At 64.1% G+C, this 20,433-nt stretch carries 22 protein-coding genes, 1 tRNA gene and 1 pseudogene; 17 read left to right on the top strand and 7 right to left on the bottom strand.

Annotated elements, in window-relative coordinates; all coding sequences use genetic code 11:
* Positions 1–109: 109 nt before the first annotated feature.
* Complete coding sequence (gene pobA / locus AC3WK8_RS02140) at positions 110–1,297, bottom strand: 4-hydroxybenzoate 3-monooxygenase (RefSeq protein ID WP_103324076.1); 1,188 nt, start codon at positions 1,295–1,297, stop codon at positions 110–112.
* A gap of 192 nt (positions 1,298–1,489) precedes the next feature.
* Here pobA and AC3WK8_RS02135 point away from each other — a divergent pair, with 192 nt between their 5' ends.
* Positions 1,490–2,383 carry a helix-turn-helix domain-containing protein gene (locus tag AC3WK8_RS02135; protein WP_103324077.1) on the top strand — a complete coding sequence of 298 codons (894 nt, stop codon included), beginning with the start codon at positions 1,490–1,492 and terminating at the stop codon, positions 2,381–2,383.
* Positions 2,384–2,437: 54 nt separating this feature from the next.
* Here AC3WK8_RS02135 and AC3WK8_RS02130 read toward each other — a convergent pair whose 3' ends face one another.
* Positions 2,438–3,655 (bottom strand): MFS transporter, encoded by a 1,218-nt coding sequence (locus tag AC3WK8_RS02130; RefSeq protein ID WP_085594725.1) that lies wholly within the window; start codon positions 3,653–3,655, stop codon positions 2,438–2,440.
* A gap of 255 nt (positions 3,656–3,910) precedes the next feature.
* Here AC3WK8_RS02130 and AC3WK8_RS02125 point away from each other — a divergent pair.
* The 3 genes from AC3WK8_RS02125 (at position 3,911) to rimJ (ending at position 5,661) form a co-directional block, all read left to right on the top strand.
* Positions 3,911–3,987 (top strand) — tRNA-Met (locus AC3WK8_RS02125).
* Between the two features lie 181 nt (positions 3,988–4,168).
* Positions 4,169–5,017 carry a 5'-nucleotidase, lipoprotein e(P4) family gene (locus AC3WK8_RS02120; protein WP_103324078.1) on the top strand — a complete coding sequence of 283 codons (849 nt, stop codon included), beginning with the start codon at positions 4,169–4,171 and terminating at the stop codon, positions 5,015–5,017.
* A gap of 71 nt (positions 5,018–5,088) precedes the next feature.
* Positions 5,089–5,661 carry a ribosomal protein S5-alanine N-acetyltransferase gene (gene rimJ / locus AC3WK8_RS02115; protein WP_103324079.1) on the top strand — a complete coding sequence of 191 codons (573 nt, stop codon included), beginning with the start codon at positions 5,089–5,091 and terminating at the stop codon, positions 5,659–5,661.
* A gap of 66 nt (positions 5,662–5,727) precedes the next feature.
* On the opposite strand, the gene AC3WK8_RS02110 is transcribed toward rimJ, so the two are convergent.
* Positions 5,728–6,702, bottom strand: a complete 975-nt coding sequence (locus tag AC3WK8_RS02110) for a cytochrome-c peroxidase (protein WP_272482545.1) — start codon at positions 6,700–6,702, stop codon at positions 5,728–5,730.
* Positions 6,703–6,933: 231 nt separating this feature from the next.
* Here AC3WK8_RS02110 and ggt point away from each other — a divergent pair, with 231 nt between their 5' ends.
* The 8 genes from ggt (at position 6,934) to AC3WK8_RS02070 (ending at position 13,277) form a co-directional block, all read left to right on the top strand.
* A complete protein-coding gene (gene ggt / locus AC3WK8_RS02105; protein WP_103324081.1) occupies positions 6,934–8,769 on the top strand; it encodes a gamma-glutamyltransferase in 1,836 nt (611 codons plus the stop codon).
* A gap of 140 nt (positions 8,770–8,909) precedes the next feature.
* Entirely contained in the window at positions 8,910–9,410 is a 501-nt protein-coding gene (locus AC3WK8_RS02100) for a GNAT family N-acetyltransferase (protein WP_085594714.1), read from the top strand.
* A gap of 328 nt (positions 9,411–9,738) precedes the next feature.
* A complete protein-coding gene (locus AC3WK8_RS02095; RefSeq protein WP_085594712.1) occupies positions 9,739–10,041 on the top strand; it encodes a type II toxin-antitoxin system HigB family toxin in 303 nt (100 codons plus the stop codon).
* A gap of 5 nt (positions 10,042–10,046) precedes the next feature.
* The gene (locus AC3WK8_RS02090) at positions 10,047–10,418 is read left to right on the top strand and encodes a helix-turn-helix domain-containing protein (protein ID WP_085594710.1); all 372 of its coding nucleotides are present in this window, start codon (positions 10,047–10,049) and stop codon (positions 10,416–10,418) included.
* 78 nt (positions 10,419–10,496) lie between these two features.
* A complete protein-coding gene (locus tag AC3WK8_RS02085; RefSeq protein WP_085594708.1) occupies positions 10,497–11,309 on the top strand; it encodes a MerR family transcriptional regulator in 813 nt (270 codons plus the stop codon).
* A 121-nt stretch (positions 11,310–11,430) separates the two neighbouring features.
* Positions 11,431–12,147: a purine nucleoside phosphorylase YfiH/LACC1 family protein gene (locus tag AC3WK8_RS02080; RefSeq protein WP_103324082.1), complete on the top strand. Its 717-nt coding sequence runs from the start codon at positions 11,431–11,433 to the stop codon at positions 12,145–12,147.
* The gene (locus AC3WK8_RS02075) at positions 12,144–12,599 is read left to right on the top strand and encodes a GNAT family N-acetyltransferase (protein ID WP_103324083.1); all 456 of its coding nucleotides are present in this window, start codon (positions 12,144–12,146) and stop codon (positions 12,597–12,599) included. The genes AC3WK8_RS02080 and AC3WK8_RS02075 overlap by 4 nt, the downstream gene beginning before the upstream one ends.
* Positions 12,600–12,695: 96 nt before the next feature.
* Positions 12,696–13,277 carry a hypothetical protein gene (locus tag AC3WK8_RS02070; RefSeq protein WP_103324084.1) on the top strand — a complete coding sequence of 194 codons (582 nt, stop codon included), beginning with the start codon at positions 12,696–12,698 and terminating at the stop codon, positions 13,275–13,277.
* A 2-nt stretch (positions 13,278–13,279) separates the two neighbouring features.
* On the opposite strand, the gene AC3WK8_RS02065 is transcribed toward AC3WK8_RS02070, so the two are convergent.
* From AC3WK8_RS02065 to AC3WK8_RS02055, 3 genes are read right to left on the bottom strand one after another with little or no spacing between them, the layout of a single operon-like run.
* Positions 13,280–13,633 (bottom strand): gamma-glutamylcyclotransferase family protein, encoded by a 354-nt coding sequence (locus AC3WK8_RS02065; RefSeq protein WP_103324085.1) that lies wholly within the window; start codon positions 13,631–13,633, stop codon positions 13,280–13,282.
* A 32-nt stretch (positions 13,634–13,665) separates the two neighbouring features.
* The gene (ddlA, locus tag AC3WK8_RS02060) at positions 13,666–14,760 is read right to left on the bottom strand and encodes a D-alanine--D-alanine ligase (protein ID WP_103324086.1); all 1,095 of its coding nucleotides are present in this window, start codon (positions 14,758–14,760) and stop codon (positions 13,666–13,668) included.
* A 34-nt stretch (positions 14,761–14,794) separates the two neighbouring features.
* Positions 14,795–15,274 (bottom strand): GNAT family N-acetyltransferase, encoded by a 480-nt coding sequence (locus AC3WK8_RS02055; protein WP_053132067.1) that lies wholly within the window; start codon positions 15,272–15,274, stop codon positions 14,795–14,797.
* 179 nt (positions 15,275–15,453) lie between these two features.
* Between AC3WK8_RS02055 and AC3WK8_RS02050 the strand changes: the two genes are divergently transcribed.
* The 5 genes from AC3WK8_RS02050 to AC3WK8_RS02030 all read left to right on the top strand — a co-directional run bounded on the left by AC3WK8_RS02050 (position 15,454) and on the right by AC3WK8_RS02030 (position 20,242).
* On the top strand, positions 15,454–15,789 hold the full coding sequence (locus AC3WK8_RS02050; protein WP_085594696.1) for a DUF190 domain-containing protein: 336 nt from the start codon (positions 15,454–15,456) through the stop codon (positions 15,787–15,789).
* A gap of 73 nt (positions 15,790–15,862) precedes the next feature.
* Positions 15,863–16,669, top strand: coding sequence for an AraC family transcriptional regulator (locus AC3WK8_RS02045; protein ID WP_085594694.1), 807 nt, complete (start codon positions 15,863–15,865; stop codon positions 16,667–16,669).
* Positions 16,670–16,748: 79 nt separating this feature from the next.
* Positions 16,749–17,144 carry a cupin domain-containing protein gene (locus tag AC3WK8_RS02040; protein ID WP_085594692.1) on the top strand — a complete coding sequence of 132 codons (396 nt, stop codon included), beginning with the start codon at positions 16,749–16,751 and terminating at the stop codon, positions 17,142–17,144.
* Positions 17,145–17,396: 252 nt separating this feature from the next.
* On the top strand, positions 17,397–18,011 hold the full coding sequence (locus tag AC3WK8_RS02035; RefSeq protein ID WP_085594690.1) for a biliverdin-producing heme oxygenase: 615 nt from the start codon (positions 17,397–17,399) through the stop codon (positions 18,009–18,011).
* On the top strand, positions 18,008–20,242 hold the full coding sequence (locus tag AC3WK8_RS02030; protein ID WP_103324087.1) for an ATP-binding protein: 2,235 nt from the start codon (positions 18,008–18,010) through the stop codon (positions 20,240–20,242). Before AC3WK8_RS02035 ends, AC3WK8_RS02030 begins: the two co-directional genes overlap by 4 nt.
* 3 nt (positions 20,243–20,245) lie before the next feature.
* Here the strand turns inward: AC3WK8_RS02030 and AC3WK8_RS02025 are convergent.
* Positions 20,246–20,433 (bottom strand): annotated as a pseudogene (locus AC3WK8_RS02025) (LysR substrate-binding domain-containing protein); the annotation flags it as partial.

Genomic DNA, 20,433 nt, shown 5'->3' with positions numbered 1-20,433 from the left:
CGGAGTGTAATACTAATGATTATCATTTAGATACGAGAAAGTTACAGAACCGACATATTCAGCCGCGTCTGAATCGAGCTCCTGCGCGTGCGTTGCGCGCTGCCATTGTTCAGCCCACCTCCTCGTAGGGCAGCCCCACGTAGTTCTCGGCGATGCTCAACTGGCCCGCAGGGAAATGGAGGAAATACTCACGGTCGGCCTGTTGCATCTTGTGTGCCCAGGCATCCTGATGCTCGCCGAAATCATGCATGAGATTGGTCATGAACCAGCTGAACCTTTCGCCTTTCCAAACCCGGCGCAGGGCCAGTTCGGAATACCTGGACAGCAGATCGATCCGTCCCTGCCGGTAGACCTTGACCAGGATGCGGTACAGGTAGTGCACATCGGACGCCGCCAGATTCAGCCCCTTGGCCCCGGTGGGCGGGACGATGTGAGCCGCGTCCCCTACCAGGAACAGCTTGCCGTGCTGCATCGGCTCCACCACATGACTGCGCAGGGGGGCGATGCTCTTTTCCAGCGATGGGCCGGTCACCAGGCGCTGAGCCAAGTCAGCAGGCAGGCGCACCTTGAGTTCCTCCCAGAAACGCCGATCAGACCAATCTTCGAGCTTGTCGCCCAAAGGCACTTGCAGGTAGTAACGACTGCGAGTCAGGGAACGTTGACTACACAGCACGAAACCCCGGTCGTGCTGTGCATAGATCAACTCAGGGTTGACCGGTGGAGTATCGGCCAGCAGCCCCAACCAGCCAAAGGGATACTCACGTGCATAGTGTGTGAGTAACTCCTGGGGAATGCTTTGCCGGGCCACGCCATGGAAGCCGTCGCACCCGGCGATGTAGTCACAGTCGATCCGCAATGACTGACCGTCTTGCTCACAAGTGACGTAAGGCCGCTCGCCTTGCAGGTCATGCAGTTGCACCTGGCTTGCCGAATAGAGCGTCACTGCACCGCAGGCCGCTCGGGCCTGCATCAGGTCGCGGGTGACTTCGGTCTGGCCGTAGACCATCACGGTCTTGCCACCGGTAAGGGCCTTGAGATCGATACGTACCCGCCGCCCGCCCAGCAACAGCTCCACGCCTTCGTGGACCAGCCCGTCGGCGTCCATGCGCCGGGCAACGCCGGCTTCGCGCAATAGGTCCACCGTGCCTTGCTCCAATACTCCGGCACGGATGCGACCCAGGACGTAGTCCGGGGCCTGGCGCTCGAGGATCACCGTGTCGATACCAGCCCGGTGCAGCAATTGGCCCAACAGCAGTCCGGATGGGCCGGCACCGATAATCGCAACCTGAGTCTTCATTGTCGTCGTCTCACAGGGTGTTCCGATGCGGGCCACAGGCCTCGATCGGAATTTATGGTTATTGTTCTACCCTGCATTTTTACTGACAAAAAACGCAAAAAATGGTGATAAACCGCCACAAAAAATGCACTTTTACAAACAGCGTTCGATTATCGAGCAGCCCATCCCTCTCCTCGTAAAGGTCCAGAGCCCATGAAAGCCAGCCTCTCCAGCATCCCGGTCTTCAAGCTCTATGGCGAGAACCAGGCCTGGCCGACCCCGGACCTGCTGCACTGCGAATCCATCCCCGAACGCAGCAGCCTGCACCACTGGGAGATCAAGCCCCATCGCCACGCAGACCTTTACCAGTTGCTGTACGTGCAGCGTGGCCAGGCCATGGTAGAAGTCGAAGGCCAGCGCCGAGAAGTACAGGAGACGGCGGTCCAGGTCATACCGCCGCTGATGGTCCATGGCTTCCAGTTCAGCGCCGATATCCAGGGCTACGTGCTGACCCTGGCGGCCCCCCTGGTCGCCCAGCTGGAAACGCAGTTGGGCGCTCCACTGGCAGTGCTGGCATCTTCTGGCTGCTACTCGGTGGGGTCCGACCGGCGCAGTCTCGACACCCTGTTCAAGACGCTGCTGCATGAGTACGAAGGTAGCGCCTCGGCCCGGGATCTGCTGCTGCAATCACTGGTCAACGTGCTGATGATCTGGATCGCCCGCCGCAGTCAGCGGAACGCCATGCCCGGCAACCGCAACGAGCGTCACCAGCAGTTGCTGGGATATTTCATCAGGCTGGTGGAACAGCACTACCGAGAACACCCTACAGTGGAATCCCTGGCCCACCGCATCGGCCTGTCCAGCGTGTACCTCAATACCCTGTGCCGGGAACTGGCCGGGCAGACCGCCCTGCAGATCATCCACCAGCGCCTGATGCTGGAGGCCAAGCGCAGCCTGGTGTACAGCAACATCGGTATCAGCCAGCTAGCGGATCAGCTAGGTTTCAACGATCCCACCTACTTCTCGCGGTTCTTCAAGCGCCTTTGCGGCCAGTCGCCCAATGCCTTCCGACAAGATTGTGCACGCCAACGCCAAAACAATTGCTAGGCCCACAAACACAACGCCCGGGCATGGCCCGGGCGTGTCCGACAGCATGTGGCATCAGGCCTTGCGGGTCCTGGGCAGGAAGATCGCCAATACGCCGAACAGCGGCAGGAACGAGCACAGGAAATACACATGCTCGATACCGTGCAGGTCCGCCAGGTGCCCCAGCAGCGCTGCACCGATCCCGCCAAAACCGAACATCAGGCCGAAGAATATCCCGGCGATCATGCCCACCTTTCCTGGCACCAGTTCCTGGGCGTAGACCACGATGGCCGAGAACGCCGAGGCCAGGATGAAGCCGATCACCACGCTCAGTACGCTGGTCCAGAACAGGTCCACATGGGGCAGCAGCAGGGTGAACGGCGCCACCCCGAGGATCGAGAACCAGATCACCGCCTTGCGCCCGATCTTGTCGCCGATGGGACCACCGAAGAAGGTCCCCGCCGCCACCGCTCCCAGGAACAGGAACAAGTGCAACTGTGAACTGGCCACCGACAGGTCGAACTTCTCGATCAGGTAGAAAGTGAAATAGCTGGTGAAGCTGGCCATGTAGAAATACTTGGAGAACACCAACAGCCCCAGCACCACCAGGGCACTGACCACTCGCTCCCTGGAGAGCCCGTGGGTCGCTGCCTGTCCCTGCTTGAGCTGGTACAGGCGCAGGTGGTTGGCGTACCAGCGACTGATGGCATACAGCACCACCAGGGCGAAGAGCGCGAACAGGCCGAACCAGGCCACGTTGCCCTGGCCATAGGGAATGATGATCGCCGCCGCCAGCAACGGACCGAACGCGGTGCCAGCATTGCCACCTACCTGGAAGCTCGATTGCGCCAGGCCATAGCGACCGCCAGACGCCAGCCGCGCCACCCGGGAAGCCTCCGGGTGGAAGGTCGAGGAGCCGATGCCGATCAACCCCGAAGCCAGCAGGATCAAGCCGAAGCTGCCCACCTGGGACATCATCAGGATGCCGACCAGGGTGCAGATCATTCCCGCCGGTAGCAGGAACGGCTGGGGCCGACGGTCGGTGTAGTAGCCCACCCAGGGCTGCAGCAACGATGCCGTGAGCTGGAAGGTCAGGGTGATCAGGCCCACCTGGGTGAAGGTCAGGCCATAGTTGGCCTTGAGCATCGGATAGATCGCCGGCATCACCGCCTGGATCAGGTCGTTGATCAGGTGCGCGAGCGCCACCGCGCCAATGATGCGCAGGACCAGCGGGCTGCCTTGGGAAGCAGGAGAAGCCGTCGTTGCGACAGGCTGGGCATTGCTGATAGCCATAGGATTGTTTCCGTACAACGGGTGGATGCACAGGGGCAGGTGCGTCAATGTGCCACTTTTACCGGCACTCATGCCATCCCCTTAGCTTGCTAACGACCTGTTTCGCTCGCAATGCATCCCTGCATCTCGAGCCGCAGGTTGCGACCCGGGAATGCCAGCAAAGCGGGGATTTTGATAAGCGGTTGATAGCGTGGATATTTTTTTGAAAAAAACGCTTGACGCATGTTCGTTCTGAGCGAATAATGCGCGCCACTTGGCTACATAGCTCAGTTGGTTAGAGCATAGCATTCATAATGCTGGGGTCCGGGGTTCAAGTCCCTGTGTAGCCACCAAGTACCGAAAAACGGCTTACCGCAAGGTAGGCCGTTTTTTTATGCCCACGAAAAAGTACCTGGGATTACGCCTCATTGATCCACAATCGCGACACCCGCATTGAGCGCCGGCGCAGCCTGGGATAGAACACCCGGGCAGTGTTCGTGAGAGCTGCGCAATCCTCACTTCTAGGGCTCGACCATGACAATAAAAACCACCGGGACTTCCCTCGCCCCCTGGCTGTTCTCGCTTCTGGCCATGACCTGTGCCCCGGCCTTCGCCGACCAGGCCAGCGCGCCATCTTCCAACCTGCTGACCGCCGCCGTGGCCTGGCGACAGACCGCCGCCGAGTTCCAGGCGCTGTACTACCAGGGCTTCAACGTGGCTAGGATGCAACTGGACCAGGCCCTGCAACAACGCAAGGCCGGCGACCGCCCGCTGGCGATCATCAGCGATATCGACGACACCGTGCTCAGCAGCAACAGCTACTGGGGCTACCTGATCAACTCGGACAAGGAGTTCTTCGACGACGCCGCCTGGGACCAGTGGGTCGCCGACAACGGCCCGGTCGCCACCCCGGGCGCGGTGGAGTTCCTCAAGTACGCCCAGTCCAAGGGCGTCGAAGTGTTCTACGTCACCAGCCGCGACCAAGGCGAAAAGACCTACGAATATGCCCTGGCCAACCTGCGCCACAACCAGCTGCCGTTCGCCGACAAGCAGCACCTGACGGTGTATCGCGACAGCTCCAACAAGGAGCCACGCCAGCAGGAAATCGCCAAGGACCACAACGTGGTGGTGATGCTCGGCGACAACCTCAACGACTTCAAACGCAAGTACTACGTAGCCGACGTCCAGCAGCGCAGCCAACTGATGAACGAAGACCGCGAGCAGTTCGGGCGCAAGTTCATCCTCTTCCCCAACCCCACCGACGGCCATTGGCTGAAGGCGATCTTCGGCGACTCCGAACCGCCGGCCACCCCGGAGAACCGCGCCAAGTTCAAGGCCGCGGCCGCCGCGAACGCCTGGCAGCAAAAGACCGCCAAGCCTTAGGCTTCCAGCCCATCCACCATGGCTCGCCCGGGCCATGGTTGCGCCCTTCCCCAATCCCGCAGGCGGTAGATATGAACGCTTCCGAAACCGCGACTCCCCTGCCCCTGCATACCCAGCGCCTGGTCCTGCGCAGCGCCGATCAAGCCCAAGCCCCGGCCCTGCAGCGTTACCTCCTGGATAACCGCGAGCACCTCGCGCCCTGGGAACCGCTGCGCGACGAGGAGTACTTCCAGCTTGCAGCGGTGGCCCAGCGGCTAGGGGACATGGCAGGCAAAGTCGCCACACAAGAGGCCCGGCACTGGCTGCTGTTCGATCGCGCCGAGCAGCGAGTGCTGGGCGCCTGCAATTTCACCAACATCGTGCGAGGTGCGTTCCAGGCCTGCCACCTGGGTTTCGCCCTGGCCCGACACGCCCAGGGCCGGGGCCTGATGCACGAAGCCCTGCAAGCGGCCATCGGCCATGCCTTCGATGAGTTGCAACTGCATCGGATCATGGCCAACCACCGCCCCGAGAACCTGCGCAGTGCCCAACTGCTTGCGCGCCTGGGCTTCGAACAAGAGGGCCGGGCCCGCGCCTACCTGAAGATCAACGGTGAATGGGCCGACCATGTGCTGACCGCGTTGATCAACCCTCGGCCGATGTAGGTCGGCCATCCATCAACAGGAGCGCAACGCAAAAAAAACCGCAGCCAGCTGCGGTTTTTTTCATGGTCAGTTGAATGGCTGTGGCCGTGGAGTCTGTGCCGAGGAAGGTGGCAGCATCGGCAGCTTGAAGTCCGGCTGGTCGCCGGTCAGGGTCTCCAGGAACGCGACGATCTGGCTGACCTGCGAGGTGTCCAGCTTGCGTCCCAGTTGCAGGCGGGCCATGACGTCCACCGCCTCGTCCAGGGTCCAGTAGGCACCGTCGTGGAAGTAGGGATAGGTCAGCGCCACGTTGCGCAGGGTCGGGACCTTGAAGCGCATCCGGTCGGCGTCCTTGCCGGTCAGCCCGGCAACGCCCTGGGCCGGGTTCTTGGTCACGTAGGGCTCGATCATGCCCATCTTCTGGAACGAGCTACCGCCCACTGCCTCGCCGTTGTGGCAGGCCACGCAGCCGATGGACTTGAACAACTGGTAGCCCTTGAGCGCGCTGGGGCTGATGGCCGCCTGGTCGCCTTGCAGCCAGCGGTCGAAGGGCGCGTTGGGGGTCACCAGGGTGTCTTCGAAGGCCGCGATGGCGTTGGTCACGTCATCGAACTTGATGCCATCGTCACCGTAGACCCGCTTGAACGAGGCCCGGTACTGCGGGATGGAGCGCAGCACGTCCACCGCCAGGTCGTGGGTGAAGCCCATCTCCCCCGGGTTGGCGATGGGGCCGCCGGCCTGCTCCTGGAGCGTGGCGGCGCGGCCGTCCCAGAACTGCGCGATGCTCAGACCCGAGTTGAGCACCGTGGGCGAGTTGATCGGCCCCTGGTGCCAGTTGTGGCCGATGGAGGTCGGCAGGTTGTCGCTGCCACCCATGCTCAGGTTGTGGCAGGAGTTGCAGGAAATGAAACCGGACTTGGACAAGCGCGGGTCGAAGAACAATTGCTTGCCCAGCTCCACCTTGTCGACATCCGTGATCTTCGCCGGCTGCACCGGCTGGATCGGTTCGCTGGGGGGCGCTCCCCACGCCTGGCTCCCCCACAGCAATCCGAAAACAAGCAACCACTTACTCGTGTACATGGCGTCCTCTCATCAGGCTTTATGGTTTGCCACCAACCATGTGCCCAACGGCTGCCAGGTGCCCTGATACAGGTCAATCGGTGCAGGTTGAAGCGCCCGGGCGGTCGCACAAGGCCGGGGGTTGCCGGCCGGTGAAGCCCAACGCTGCTTTCTAGTGCTGTACATTGCCCCCACGGACGACACTTCAATTCCCCTGCGAACGGAGCTCAACGCGTGTTCTCGACCCTCCCCTCCCGTTATCGCCAATTGGCCGGCATCGGCCTGATCGCCGCCGCCCTGGGCCTTGCCGCCTGCCACAACCCACCGGCGTCCACCGCCCTGCCCCCCGCTCCGGAAGTCGCCTCGGGCTACCGCACCGACATGCAGACCCGGCACGCCGCCAAGCACATGGCCGCTGCCGCCAACCCGCTGGCCGCCGAGGCCGGGCGCGAAATGCTGCGCAAGGGCGGCTCGGCCATCGATGCGGCGATCGCCATGCAGGCCGTGCTGACCCTGGTGGAACCGCAATCCTCGGGGATCGGCGGCGGGGCGATGATCGTGCTTTGGGATGGCAAGGCCGTGCGCACCTATGACGGCCGCGAAACCGCCCCGGCAGGCGCCACCGAGAAGCTGTTCCTGCAGGCCGACGGCAAGCCCATGCCCTTCCCCCAGGCGCAGATCGGCGGACGCTCGGTGGGCACTCCCGGGGTATTGCGTGCCCTGGAGATGGCCCACAAGCAACACGGTCGCCTGCCCTGGGCGCAACTGTTCGAACCGGCGATCCGCCTGGCCGAACAAGGCTTCGCCATCTCGCCACGGCTGCACACCATGATCAGCAGCGACAGCGCCCTGCCGCGCTCGCCGGACATGGCCGCCTACTTCCTCAACGCCGACGGCACGCCCAAGGCCGTCGGCACCCTGCTGAAGAACCCGCAGCTGGCCGCAGTGCTCAAGCGCATCGCCCAGGAAGGCCCGGACGCGCTGTACAAGGGGCCGATCGCTGCCGAGATCGTGGCCAAGGTCCAGGGCCACGCCAACCCCGGCAGCCTGTCGCTCGCCGACCTGCAGAACTACCGCGCCAAGGAGCGCGCGCCACTGTGCAGCGACTACAAGCGCTGGCAGGTCTGCGGCATGCCGCCGCCCTCCTCCGGGGGCGTGGCGGTGGCGCAGATCTTCGGCACCCTGCAAGCCCTGGAGCAGCGTGATCCACGCTACACCCTGGCCAATCTCAAACCGCAGAAAACCCAACAACCGGCCGGCCTGGAACCGGCGCCACAAGCGGTACACCTGATCGCCGAGGCCGAGCGCCTGGCCTACGCCGACCGCGGCCTGTACGTGGCCGACAGTGACTTCGTGCCAGTGCCGGTGGCCGGCCTGATCGCCCCGGACTACCTGGCCAGTCGTGCCGCCCTGATCGGCGAGCGCAGCATGGGCCAGGCCGAGCCCGGCAAACCGCGGGGCATCCAGGTGGCCTATGCGCCGGACCGTTCGCCGATGCGCATCTCCACTTCCCAGGTCGTGGCGGTGGATGACCAGGGCGGCGCGGTGTCCATGACCACCACGGTGGAAGCGGCGTTCGGCTCGCACCTGATGGTCCAGGGCTTCATGCTCAACAACCAGATGACCGACTTCTCCTTCATTCCCGAGGAGAACGGCCAGCCGGTGGCCAACCGCGTGCAGCCGGGCAAGCGCCCGCGCTCGTCCATGGCGCCGACCCTGGTCTTCGATCGTGCCAGCGGCGAGCTGCTGGCCAGCGTCGGCTCCCCCGGCGGCTCGCAGATCATCGAGTACGTGGCCAAGTCGGTGATCGGCATGCTCGACTGGAACCTCGACCCGCAAGCCGCCGTCGGCCTGCCCAACTTCGGCAGCCGCAACGGCCCCACCGAGCTGGAGCAGGGCCAGTTCAGCCCAGCGCTGAAACAGGCGTTGCAGGCCCAGGGGCACCAGGTGAATGAAATCGACATGACCAGCGGCACCCAGGCCATCGTTCGCGTGCGTGATGCGAAGGGCAAGGCGTCCTGGGCCGGTGGCGCCGACCCACGTCGTGAAGGCGAAGCGCTGGGGGACTGAAGGTTCCGCGCTGCACCCAAGGGCTGGCCGTGAGGCCGGCCCTTTTTTGTGGGCCTGTATGCTGTTTTTTGCAGCGCTCTGTATCTGATCGGGCAGGAAGTTCTGCCCTAGCATCAGCGCTTGCCAACGAGGAACAGACAATGCAGCCGATCCCCGCCGATATCACCGTCCCAGGCCTGAGCGTGCGTCGCCTGGGCCTCCAGGACCTGGAACTGGTGTGCGCCCACCGCCAGGCGATGTTCCTCGACGCCGGCCACCCGCCAGCCACCTTGCAGGTCATGACCGAACACTTTCGTCCCTGGCTGCATCAACGCCTGGTGGACGGTCGTTACTACGGCTTCGTGCTGCTGGAAGCCGAGCAGCCCGTGGCCAGCATCGGCCTGATGAACATCGACTGGCCGCCCCACCCGGCTCACCCGACCCAGGATCAACGCGGCTACGTGCTCAATGTCTACGTCGAGCCCAGCCACCGCCGCCGGGGCCTAGCCACGACGCTGATGCAACTGGCGGATGCCGAGTTCCGGCAACGTGGCCTGGGTTTCGCCATCCTGCATGCCACTCGCTCCGGCCAACCCCTCTACCAGGGCCTGGGCTGGGCCGCCACCAGTGAAATGGCCAAGCCCCTGCAACCCTTCGCGTAACCACGCCCCTGACCACCCACGGTGAAATCCGCTTTTCCCTATGGGGCGAACACCTGCATCCGCTGTTTCGCGTGAAGGCCGATGTATAGATCAGCGAAGCCCTGGAGACAGCCATGGAGCCCCGGTGCGACCGCTATGCTTGGGCGGCACACTTTCCTGGCGGAGATGGGCAAGGCACCGATGGACGACGTGCACACCACGCTCTGCGCATGACCTTATCGTCACTGAGTCCAGGTAGCGTCTGCGGGCCGATCCATTGATCTGCCCGTACGTCGCTCGACTCACTCAGCGACTTGTTTAAGTCCCATGACGGGACTAGGATCGCGCCATGAGAATTATTGCAGTCAGTCAGTTGAAGGCCTTCTGGAAACGCTACCCGGACGCAGAACAGCCTCTGCTGGCCTGGATCGATGAAGCAAGGAATGCAGAGTGGTCCAACCCTGCGCAGATCAAGGACCAGTACCGCAACGCCAGCATTCTCAAAAGCCGCAGGGTGGTCTTCAACATCAAGGGCAACGAGTATCGATTGATCGTTGCCGTGGCCTATCGTTTCGGTGCGCTCTACATCAAGTTCGTCGGCACTCACCAGCAGTACGACGCGATTGACGCTGACAGCGTAGACATGGAGTAACCCACATGAACATCCGCCCCATCCACACCGACCAGGACTACCGCGCGGCACTGAAGAGCGTCTCGCCGCTGTTCGACAACGAACCACAACCGGGAACCCCTGAAGGCGATTACTTCGACGTGATGATCACCCTGATCGAAGCTTACGAAGCCAGGCAGTTCCCCATCGACCTGCCCAATCCGATCGAGGCGATCAAGTTCCGCATGGAACAGTCCGGGCTGTCCGCCGCCGACCTGGTCCCCGCCATCGGCCGTACCAACCGCGTCTATGAAGTGCTCAACGGCAAGCGCGCGCTCACCTTGCCCATGATCTGGAAACTGCATCAATTGTTCGGCATTCCCGCCCAGAGCCTGATCAAGCCCACAAAATCATCCTGAGCAGCACGGCCGGGCTTGAGCTTGCCCTTAGGTAAAGGCCCAACATGCCGGCAAGCCCAACAACACCCAGGACGCTCCATGCTCACCATCGGACAAATGGCTCGCTGCCACGGCCTCACCACCAAGACCCTGCGCCACTACGACAGCATCGGCCTGTTCGCCCCCATGCTCACCGGGCGCGACAACGGCTACCGCTACTACGGCCCACAGCAGATCGCCACCCTCGGGCGGATCGTCTGGCTACGCCAGTTGGGCATGTCCCTGGAGGACATCCGTGCCCTGGCCGACCAGGGCGGCCTGGACAGCCCGCCGGCCATGGAGCAGGCGCTGCGAGAGCAGGCACGGCAATTGGAAAGCGAGATCGCTCGCGGCCAGAAGATGCTGGGCCAGCTGCAACGCTACCTGGCCCAACCCCCACGCCAGCTCCCCAAGGCCCAGGTGCCGGAACGGGTATTTCTCAGCGCGCAGCGGATCATCGGCATGGCCTGGCAGCAGGGCGATGCGGGCTCCATCCCCGAGTTGTGGCAACGCTTCGAACCCCGCGAGCAGGAGATCCAGCGCCTGGCCGACCCCATGGGCACCTACGGCATCTGCCAGCCCCTGGACGACAGCCAATGGCGCTACATAGCCGGCCTGCCGGTGGCCGCCGACGCGCCCCTGGTACCCGGCATGGTGGAGCTGGAAATCCCCGCTCGCCACTACGCGCGGGTGGAGCACCACGGCACTGTGCAAACCCTGCCGGAAACCTTCCGCGCCGCCTACAGCGAATGGCTGCCCGCCGCCGGGCTGGTACCCGTGGATGCGGTGGAGTTCGAGTACAGCGGTGAACGCTTCCTCGGCCCAATGCACCCTGACAGCGTGGTGGAGTTGTACATCCCGCTCGGCTCCTGAGGCTCTGGCATCGGGGCGACCGCTGGTCACCCCCCTCGCTCCACGGCTTGCCGGTCAGCAAAAATGCATCGGATACCGCTATGCTCTGCCACCAATCCCGAGGTAACCGAGCACAAGCCCGATGAGTTTCCAGGCAAACGTGTTGAAGCAGATCGCAGGTATCCGCCATGAGTTCTCCACCATCGGCGCGACGCTACCGGCCAGCCTGTTCTTCTGCTCCCAGGTGCACAGCGGCGATGTCATCGAGGCCAGCACGACCTTGCCCAGCGGGATCATCCGTGGCGATGCGGTACTGACTCGCTCCAACCGCCCGATCGCCGTGGTCACCGCCGACTGCCTGCCGATCCTGATCAGCAGCGACGACGGTTCCTGGGTCGCGGCGGTGCATGGCGGCTGGAAGGGCCTGCACGGCGGGATCATCGCCAATGTGCTGCAACACCTGGCGACCAAGGGGGTTGAAGCACACCAAGTGCGGGTCGCCATCGGCCCCTCGATCAAGCCTTGCTGCTATGAGGTCAGCGCCGACTTCATCGCCCCCTTCTCGGCGGACCCGCAGCGCCCCTGGCCTGCCAGCCAGGACCCCTGGAGCCACGAGCAACCCGTGCCGCTGCTGCCATCGCAGATCGCTCCGCCTTCGGCCAGCCAGGAAGGTTCGCTGTGGTTCGACCTGAGCCGCTACGCCGTGCATCTGCTGCATGCCGCTGGCGTGGCGGACGAGCAGATCGAGATCAGCCCGCTCTGCACCTACTGCTCCACCCCCAGCCTGGCCAGCTACCGGCGCCGAGGCCATCGGGGCGAGGAAAAGACCTTCCAGTACTCCTGGATCGGTCGCACATGAGCCTCGAGAGTGCACTACTCCCCAACTCCCTGAGCGACCTGGAAACCCTGGTCCAGATGCGCATCTCGGCCATGCGCGAAAGCCTTGAGCGCCTGGGGCGCTTCGATCCTCAGCGGGCCCGAGAGCGATTTGCTGCAAGCTTCGCGGCCGAACGCTGCCACTTCATCCTCAGTGACGGACAGCCTGTGGGCTTTATCCGGAGCCAATCACACGCAGATCATCTGCGCCTGCAGCACCTGTACGTCCTACCGCAATTCCAAGGGCGGGGCCTCGGCGCCAAGGCCCTGGAGCAGCTTTTGCAACGCTCCGCCAACGAACAACTACCCATCCACCTGGATGCGTTGCGCGGCAGTGACTCGAATCGTTTTTATCGACGCCTGGGTTTTGTTCAGGTGGGTGAAAGTGAATGGGATATTCACTACGTTCGGCCGGCGGATCCACCCCGGGCCTGAACCCGGTTCCGATCGACCAGCGAGACCACGCTGGTTCTTGGCCAACAACCTGAGCTAACGTTGCCTCCCCCTTCAGACCCAACCCAAGGAGTGCTCGTGTCTGACAACCTCTATGCCCCGCCCCAGGCGGACCTGGCCACCTCCCTGCCGGAGGCGAAGCAGCCACCGTTCTACGTAGTGTCCCGGGGCAAGTTCCTCACCCTGTTCATCCTCACCTTCGGCCTCTACCGGGTGTACTGGGCCTACAAGAACTGGAAGCAGTTCAAGCAAGACAGCGGTGAGGAAATGTGGCCTGTGGCCCGGGCGATTTTCGCCATCTTCTTCACCCATGCCCTGTACCGCGAGGCCGATGCCCGGCTCAAGCGCGATGGCCAGGATTTCAAATGGGAGCACGATGGCCTGGCGACCCTGTTCGTGGTCGTATCGGTGGCCAGCAACGTCCTGGACAGCCTGGCGCGCAACAACGTCGGTTTTCCGCTGGTGGATATCGCCAACCTGCTGCTGATACCGGCCCTGGCCTGGATCACCTGGCTGGGCCAGCGCGGCCTGAATGCCGCGGCTGGCGACTTGCACGGCCAGAGCAACGCCCGCTTCACCCCGATCAACTATCTGTTCATGGTGCTCGGGACGTTGCTACTGGTAGTGGTGTGCCTGGGGATGATGGTCATGGCGCGCTGAACTCAGGCGCTGACGTAGACCCAGGCCTGGATACCGGAAGACAAGGTCACGCTGACTCGCTTGTAGTCCGAGACTTCATAGCGGTCGGCGGCCGCCAGTTCCTCGGCAGTGAGGCGAAACACCATGCCGGGGATCGGTGCGCTGTCCGCCGACCCCGGACGCAGGATCGGGTGATGGGTCTTGCCGCTACTGGCCAGCACTTGCGGGTCGGTGATTTCCACCCAGTGCTGGTCGTAGCCGGGCATGGCGTCATGGCGACCCTCCAGTTCGCGGCCGAAGTTGGCCAGTTGCACCGCCTTGTCCTGCAGGGTGCCGTAGGAAAAAAGATAAACCGATGCCGGTGTTGCCGCACTCATCCGTAGTATCCCAATCAAGGTTGTGATCCGCTTCAGCGGGTGATTTTCAGCGCCTGCCGCTCGTCGTGCCGCTCCAGAGCCAGCTCGATCAACCGGCTGACCAGTTCGCTGTAGCTCATGCCCGCGGCCTGCCATAGCTTGGGGTACATGCTGATGCGCGTGAACCCCGGCAAGGAGTTGACCTCGTTGATCAACACCTGGCCACTGTCGGTGAGAAACACATCGACCCGCGCCAACCCGGAGCAACCCAGCACCTGGAAAGCCTCGATGGCCAGGGCGCGAACCCGCTCGCTGGCTTCATGGTCGATGGCCGCCGGCACTACCACCTGGGCCGCCTGCTCGTCGATGTACTTGCTGTCATAGGAATAGAAACCGCTGCCGACCACGATCTCGCCACAGCCACTGGCGATAGGCTGGTCGTTGCCCAGTACCGCGCACTCGATCTCCCGGCCACGCACCGCCGACTCCACCAGCACCTTGTGGTCGAAGCCCAGGGCCAGCTCTACCGCGGCGTGGTACTGGGCCTCGTCCTCGACCTTGCTCACCCCCACCGACGAGCCCTGGTTGGCCGGCTTGACGAACAACGGCAGGCCAAGCGCCGCCCGGACCCGGGCAAAGTCATGGCGCGCCCGGTTGGCGCGGGTCAGGGTGACGAAGGGCGTCACCGCAAGGCCGGCATCGCGCAGCAGGCGCTTGCTGATGTCCTTGTCCATGCACACCGCCGAGCCCAGCACGTCGGAGCCGACGAAGGGCAAGTCGGCCATGCGCAGCAGGCCCTGCAGGCAACCGTCTTCGCCCAGGGTGCCGTGGACGATGGGGAAGATCACATCGACGTGCCCCAGCAGCTCCTGGCTGGAGGTCTCCACCAGTTGCCCGCTGGCCTTGCCCGGCACCACCGCGAGCTCACGGTTGGACTGGTTGAGGGCGATCAGCGCCGGGTTCTCCTGGTTGATCAGGAAGTTCGAAGTGTCGTTGAGGTGCCAGTGGCCCTGCTTGTCGATACCGATCAACACCGGCTCGAAACGCGAGCGATCCAGGGCATCGATGATGTTGCGTGCCGATTGCAGCGACACTTCATGCTCGGCCGAACGGCCACCAAAGATAATCCCGACCCGCAGCTTGCTCATGAATGGCTTCCGTCTTGAAAAGAGATTCCCGGCCTCAGCTCGGGCTGTAGCGCAGGTGGATCAGCGCCACCCGCTCGTGTTGCTTGTCCTTGCGCTCCTCGATGGCGAAGGGCACGAACCCCAGCTTCGGATAGAACAACAGCCCCGCCACATTGCTGTTGAAGCAGGACAGGGTCACGTCGCTGGCCTGGTGCCGGCTGCGGGCGAGATAGATCATCTGCCCGATCAACTGCGCGCCCAGCCCGACGCTGCGCACATCCGGGTCGACGATCACGTTGCCGATGGTGCAGGTACCGCCCTGTTCCCAGCGATAGAAATTGGCGAAACCCACCACCTGCCCGTCACGCTCGATCACCGTGGAATCGCTGCGCTGGGCGATAGAGTCGCGCAACTGCTCATGGGTCAAGGGCCAGGTGGCGGCGGGGAAAAAGAAGAACAGCTCCTGGGCGCTGCGCACAAAGCCGCAGATACGCGGGATATCGGCGTCCACCACCGGGCGGAAGGTCACTGCCATGTTCGGTCTCCTGCGGGACGTAGCGTCCTGGTCGGGGTTCGTGTCATGGGCCCCAAACGCTGCCGCATGAGCCTGTAGCGAGGTCGTGGACGCTACTCCTCTCGTTGCGCCCAGGCAACCACCGAGCCGGCCGCCAGCTATGCTCAATCAACGGGCTGCCATGTCGTGGGAGGGCAATCATGCAAGGCTACCTGGTGACCTTCTTCACCCAGCAGAACCGGCGTTACCACGGTCGGATGCTCGGCGACTGGATCATCGACCTGGCCCGGGAAATGGGCCTGCAGGGCGCCACCCTTTCCAGCGCCGTCGAAGGCTTCGGCCATTCCCGGCAACTGCATTCGGCGCATTTTTTCGACCTGGCCGACCAGCCCCTGGAAATCCGCCTGGCCATCAGCGAAGCACAAGCCCGGCAATTGTTCGAACGCCTGGCCCAGGAAGACTTCGCGCTGTTCTACACCAAGGTCCCCATCGAGTTCGGCCACCTGGGCCGGCAGGCACAACTCGATAGCGCGTGATGGGCCGGGCAAGACAGCCGGCATGGCCTCGGGTTAACGTGCCGGTTTCAGCTACCTGCTCCTGGACTGCCCCATGGCCGGACCGATCATCACCGACTGGGTTCACCGCGCACCGCCCGCCCGGGGCCTGGAACGCATCGAAGCCTACTTCGCCGGCCATGGCTACGACATGCATCGCCACGATACCTACGCCATCGGCCGCACCCTGCATGGGGTACAGAGCTTCCAGTATCGCGGCGGCTGGCGCCATAGCCTGCCGGGCGCAACCATGGTCCTGCATCCGGACGAAGCCCACGATGGCGAGGCCGGGACCCAGGATGGCTTTCACTACCGCATGCTGTATGTCGAGCCGGCGTTGATCCAGCAGATCCTCGGCGGCCAGCCCCTGCCCTTCATCGCTGGCGGCCTGTCCGCCGATCCACGGCTGTTCGCCGCCACCCAGACCCTGCTGCACAATATCGACAGCCCCCTGGACCCGCTGGAGCAGCAAGATGCCCTGTTCGACCTGGCCCACGCGCTCAATCGGGTATCCGGGGTCGCGGCGCCCCGGCAACGCTTCGACTATCAGGCCGCCGAACGTGCCCGGGAATACATCCACAGTGCCCTGGACCGCACCCTGACCCTCGATGAGCTGGCCGCCCACAGCCAGCGCGATCGCTGGAGCCTGTCCCGGGATTTTCGCCTGCTGTTCGGCACCAGCCCCTATCGCTACCTGAGCATGCGCCGCCTGGACCTGGTCCGGGCGCTGCTGGTGCAGGGCCAGCCCCTGGCCAACGCGGCGCTGGCTGCCGGCTTCGCCGACCAGAGCCACATGACCCGCCAGTTCCGCCAGGCCTATGGCCTGCCGCCGGCACGCTGGCTGAAGATGCTCGGCCGCTGAGCCACGCACAATCGTTCAAGAATCCACAACCGCGGGTTGCCTACCCTGGGCGCTCATTCACCAACGATATGGAGTTCCCATGGACCATCCCGCCGGCAGCACCGCGCAACGCCAGTACCAGAGCATCAACTTCGCCCAGAAGCTCGGCCTGTTCAGCGAACAGTGGACCCCCAAGGTGATCGCCGAGATGAACGACTACCAGTTCAAGATCTCCAGGCTGCAAGGCGAATTCGTCTGGCACTCCCACGCCGAGACCGACGAAACCTTCATCGTCCTCGATGGCCTGCTGCACATCGACTTCCGTGACGGCCAGGTGTCCATCGCCAGCGGCGAGATGTTCGTCGTGCCCCGGGGCGTGGAACACAAGCCCTGGTCCGAGCAGGAGGTCAAGCTGCTGCTGATCGAGCCTCGGGGCGTACTCAACACCGGTGACAAGGGCGGCGCACGCACCGCCTTGAACGACGTCTGGATCTGACCCAGCCCGACAGCCGGCCAAGGGAATTAATGCCGTGCTGTCGGAGTCAGAGCTGCGGTAGGCCGTCGATCGACTACCCATGACCGTTTGCCGGAGCGACGAAAAATCTGCGCCGCTCCGGCAAACCACAGGTAAAGTGACGTTCCTGTTCTTTTCCGTGCGATGGCTCCATTGCAGGGACCACTGCCTGGTCCCGGTGCTCGATGACGCCCATGGCGCATCCACCTACCGCAGCGACTCCCGGATCCCTGAATGCCCCAACCGCATCAAGACACTGCCGCTTCCTTCCTGCTCCAGGACCTGCGCGCCGGCACCGCGACCCTGCATGTGGCCCTGGAACAACGCCTGCCATTTTTCTCCGAGCAGCTCGACGCTGCCTGGTACCAGCGCCTGGTCCAGGCCTACTACGGGTTCTACCAGCCCCTGGAGGCGGCCCTGGATCAAAGCGGGCTGATTCCGGCCGGGTACGAGCCGCAACTGCGGCGCAAGACTCCAGCGCTGAACGGCGACCTGCTGGCCCTTGGCCTGAACCAGGCCGAGATCGACCACCTGCCACGCTGCCCGCAGCTGCCCCGGCTGGACACTCCGGGCGCCTGCCTGGGCACTCTCTATGTGCTGGAGGGCGCGACCCTGGGCGGGCAGATCCTGCGCCGCGAAATGGCCCGGCGCCTGGCGCTGGATGCCGGCAATGGCGGGGCCTTCCTCGACGTCTACGGCGCCCTCACCGGCCGGCGCTGGAAGGATTTCCTCGACTACCTGGGCCGCATGCCCAGCCACACCAGCGCCCGCCAGCAAGTGGTGGACGCCGCGCAATCCACATTTGCCTGTTTCGAGCACTGGCTCGACAACCGCGAGGTGCTGCTATGACCCCCCAGGATTCCCAGGCCTTCGAGCAGTTGCTGGCCAACTGCGCCAACGAACCCATCCGCTCCCCGGGCGCAATCCAGCCCCACGGCGTCCTGCTGACCCTGGACGAGCCAGGGCTGCGTATCCGCCAGGTCAGCGCCAACGTCGAGACCCTGCTGGGCCAGCGCGCCGAGCAAGTCGTCGAGCAGCCCCTGGACAGCCTCCTGGGCACCGAACACACCCAGAGCATTCGCCAACGGCTGCAACTGCAACACTTGCTCGATGCCACGCCGCTGTACCTGGAGCTCCATGGCAGGCGCTTCGAAGCCTTGCTGCACCGGCACCAGGGCGTATTGATCCTGGAACTGGAGCACCAGCTCGAACAGCACCAGGCACCGGAGCTCAAGCAGCGCACCGACAACCTCGGGCGCCTGCTGCGCCGCCTGCAGACCGCCAAGACCCTGCAAGAGCTGTACGCCATCAGCGTCAGCGAGATCCAGGCCATGACCGGCTACGACCGGGTGCTGATCTATCGCTTCGAAGAAGAGGGCCACGGCCAGGTGATCGCCGAGGCTACGCGGCCGACCATGGAAGTGTTCAACGGCCTGTTCTTCCCCGCCTCGGACATTCCCCAGCAGGCCCGCGAGCTGTACCGCAGCAACTGGCTGCGGATCATTCCCGATGCCGACTACCAGCCGGTGCCGCTGGTGCCGACCTTGCGCCCGGACACCGGCCAAGCCCTGGACCTGAGCTTCGCCACCTTGCGCAGCGTGTCGCCGATCCACTGCCAGTACATGAAGAACATGGGCGTGCTGTCGTCCATGAGCATCTCCTTGCTCAAGGACGACCAGCTCTGGGGCCTGATCAGTTGCGGCAACCGCCAGCCACTGCTGGTACCCCACGAGTTGCGCATCGCCTGCCAGACCATCGGCCAGGTGCTGTCGCTGCAGATCAGCGCCATGGAAGCCCTGGAAGTCAGCCGCCAGCGTGAGGAAAAGCTCGCCACCCTGGCCAGCCTCAACCAGGCCATGGAGCAGGCCAGCGGCAGCGTGTTCGCCAGCCTGGCCCAGGAACCCGGGCGGTTGCTGGAGCTGACCCGGGCCGGCGGCGTGGCGATCATCGAGGATCGCCAGCTGCACTGCTTCGGCAACTGCCCGCCGCCAGAGCAGATCCGCGCCCTGCACCGCTGGTTGCAAGCGTCCGGGCAACCGGTGTTCGCCACTCACCACCTGGCCAGCGTCTACCCGCCGGCGGCCAGTTATCAACAGGTGGCCAGCGGTGTCCTGGCCATGAGCCTGCCCAAGCCTGTGGATAACGGCGTGCTGTGGTTCCGGCCCGAGGTGAAGGAAAACATCAACTGGAGCGGCAACCCGCAAAAGCCCCTGAACCTGGAGAACTCCGACGCCGGCCTGCGCCTGCGACCGCGTACCTCGTTCGAGATCTGGAAAGTGGAAATGGCCGGGATCTCCAGCAAGTGGAGCCACGGCGACCGCTTCGCCGCCAACGACCTGCGCCGCTCGGCCCTGGAGCACGACCTGGCGCGCCAGGTGCTGCGCGAACAACAGGCAGTGCGCGCCCGGGACGAGCTGGTAGCGGTGGTGTCCCACGACCTGCGCAACCCCATGACCGTGATCTCCATGCTCTGCGGCATGATGCAAAAGGCCTTCAGCTCCGACGGCCCGCACACCTCGCGGCGCATCTCCTCGGCCATCGACACCATGCAACAGGCCGCCAGCCGCATGAACATCCTGCTGGAGGACCTGCTGGACACCTCGAAGATCGAGGCCGGGCGGTATCGCATCGCCCCCCAGCCGCTGGACGTCGTGCAGATCTTCGAGGAAGCCTATTCGCTGCTGGCGCCCCTGGCCCTGGACAAGTCCATCGATATCAGTTTCCACGCCGAACCGGACCTGACCATCCACGCCGACCCCGAGCGGCTGTTCCAGGTGCTGTCGAACCTGGTGGGCAACGCCATCAAGTTCACCCCCAAGCAGGGCAAGGTCGGGGTGGTGGCGATGTCCGACGGCGAGCAGATCGTGTTCAGCGTCCGCGACTCCGGGGAAGGTATCCCCGCCGACCAGTTGCCGTTCGTCTTCGACCGCTACTGGACCATGAAGGAAGGCAACCCCAACGGCACTGGCCTGGGGCTGTACATCACCCAGGGCATCGTCCAGGCCCACGGCGGCACGATCCAGGCCTACAGCGAGGTGGGCAAGGGCAGCGAATTCCGCTTCAGCGTGCCCCGGGCCTGAGCTTCACTCGGCGCCGTGGGCCACCAGCCAGTCATGGAACAACTGGCCGCTGGCCGACAGGCGCCGGTTGCGCAGGTGCACCAGGAAGTCCGCCTGGCCGGTATGGAAGGCCCAGTCGCCAACCCGTAGCAACTCGCCCTTGGCCACCCCGTCGCGGGCCATGAAATCCCAGCCCAGGCCCACCCCCAGCC

This window comes from Pseudomonas sp. FW507-12TSA (genome assembly GCF_058781435.1).
Note: the sequence above shows the minus strand (reverse complement) of the source record. Positions and strands in the feature narration are given on the sequence as shown.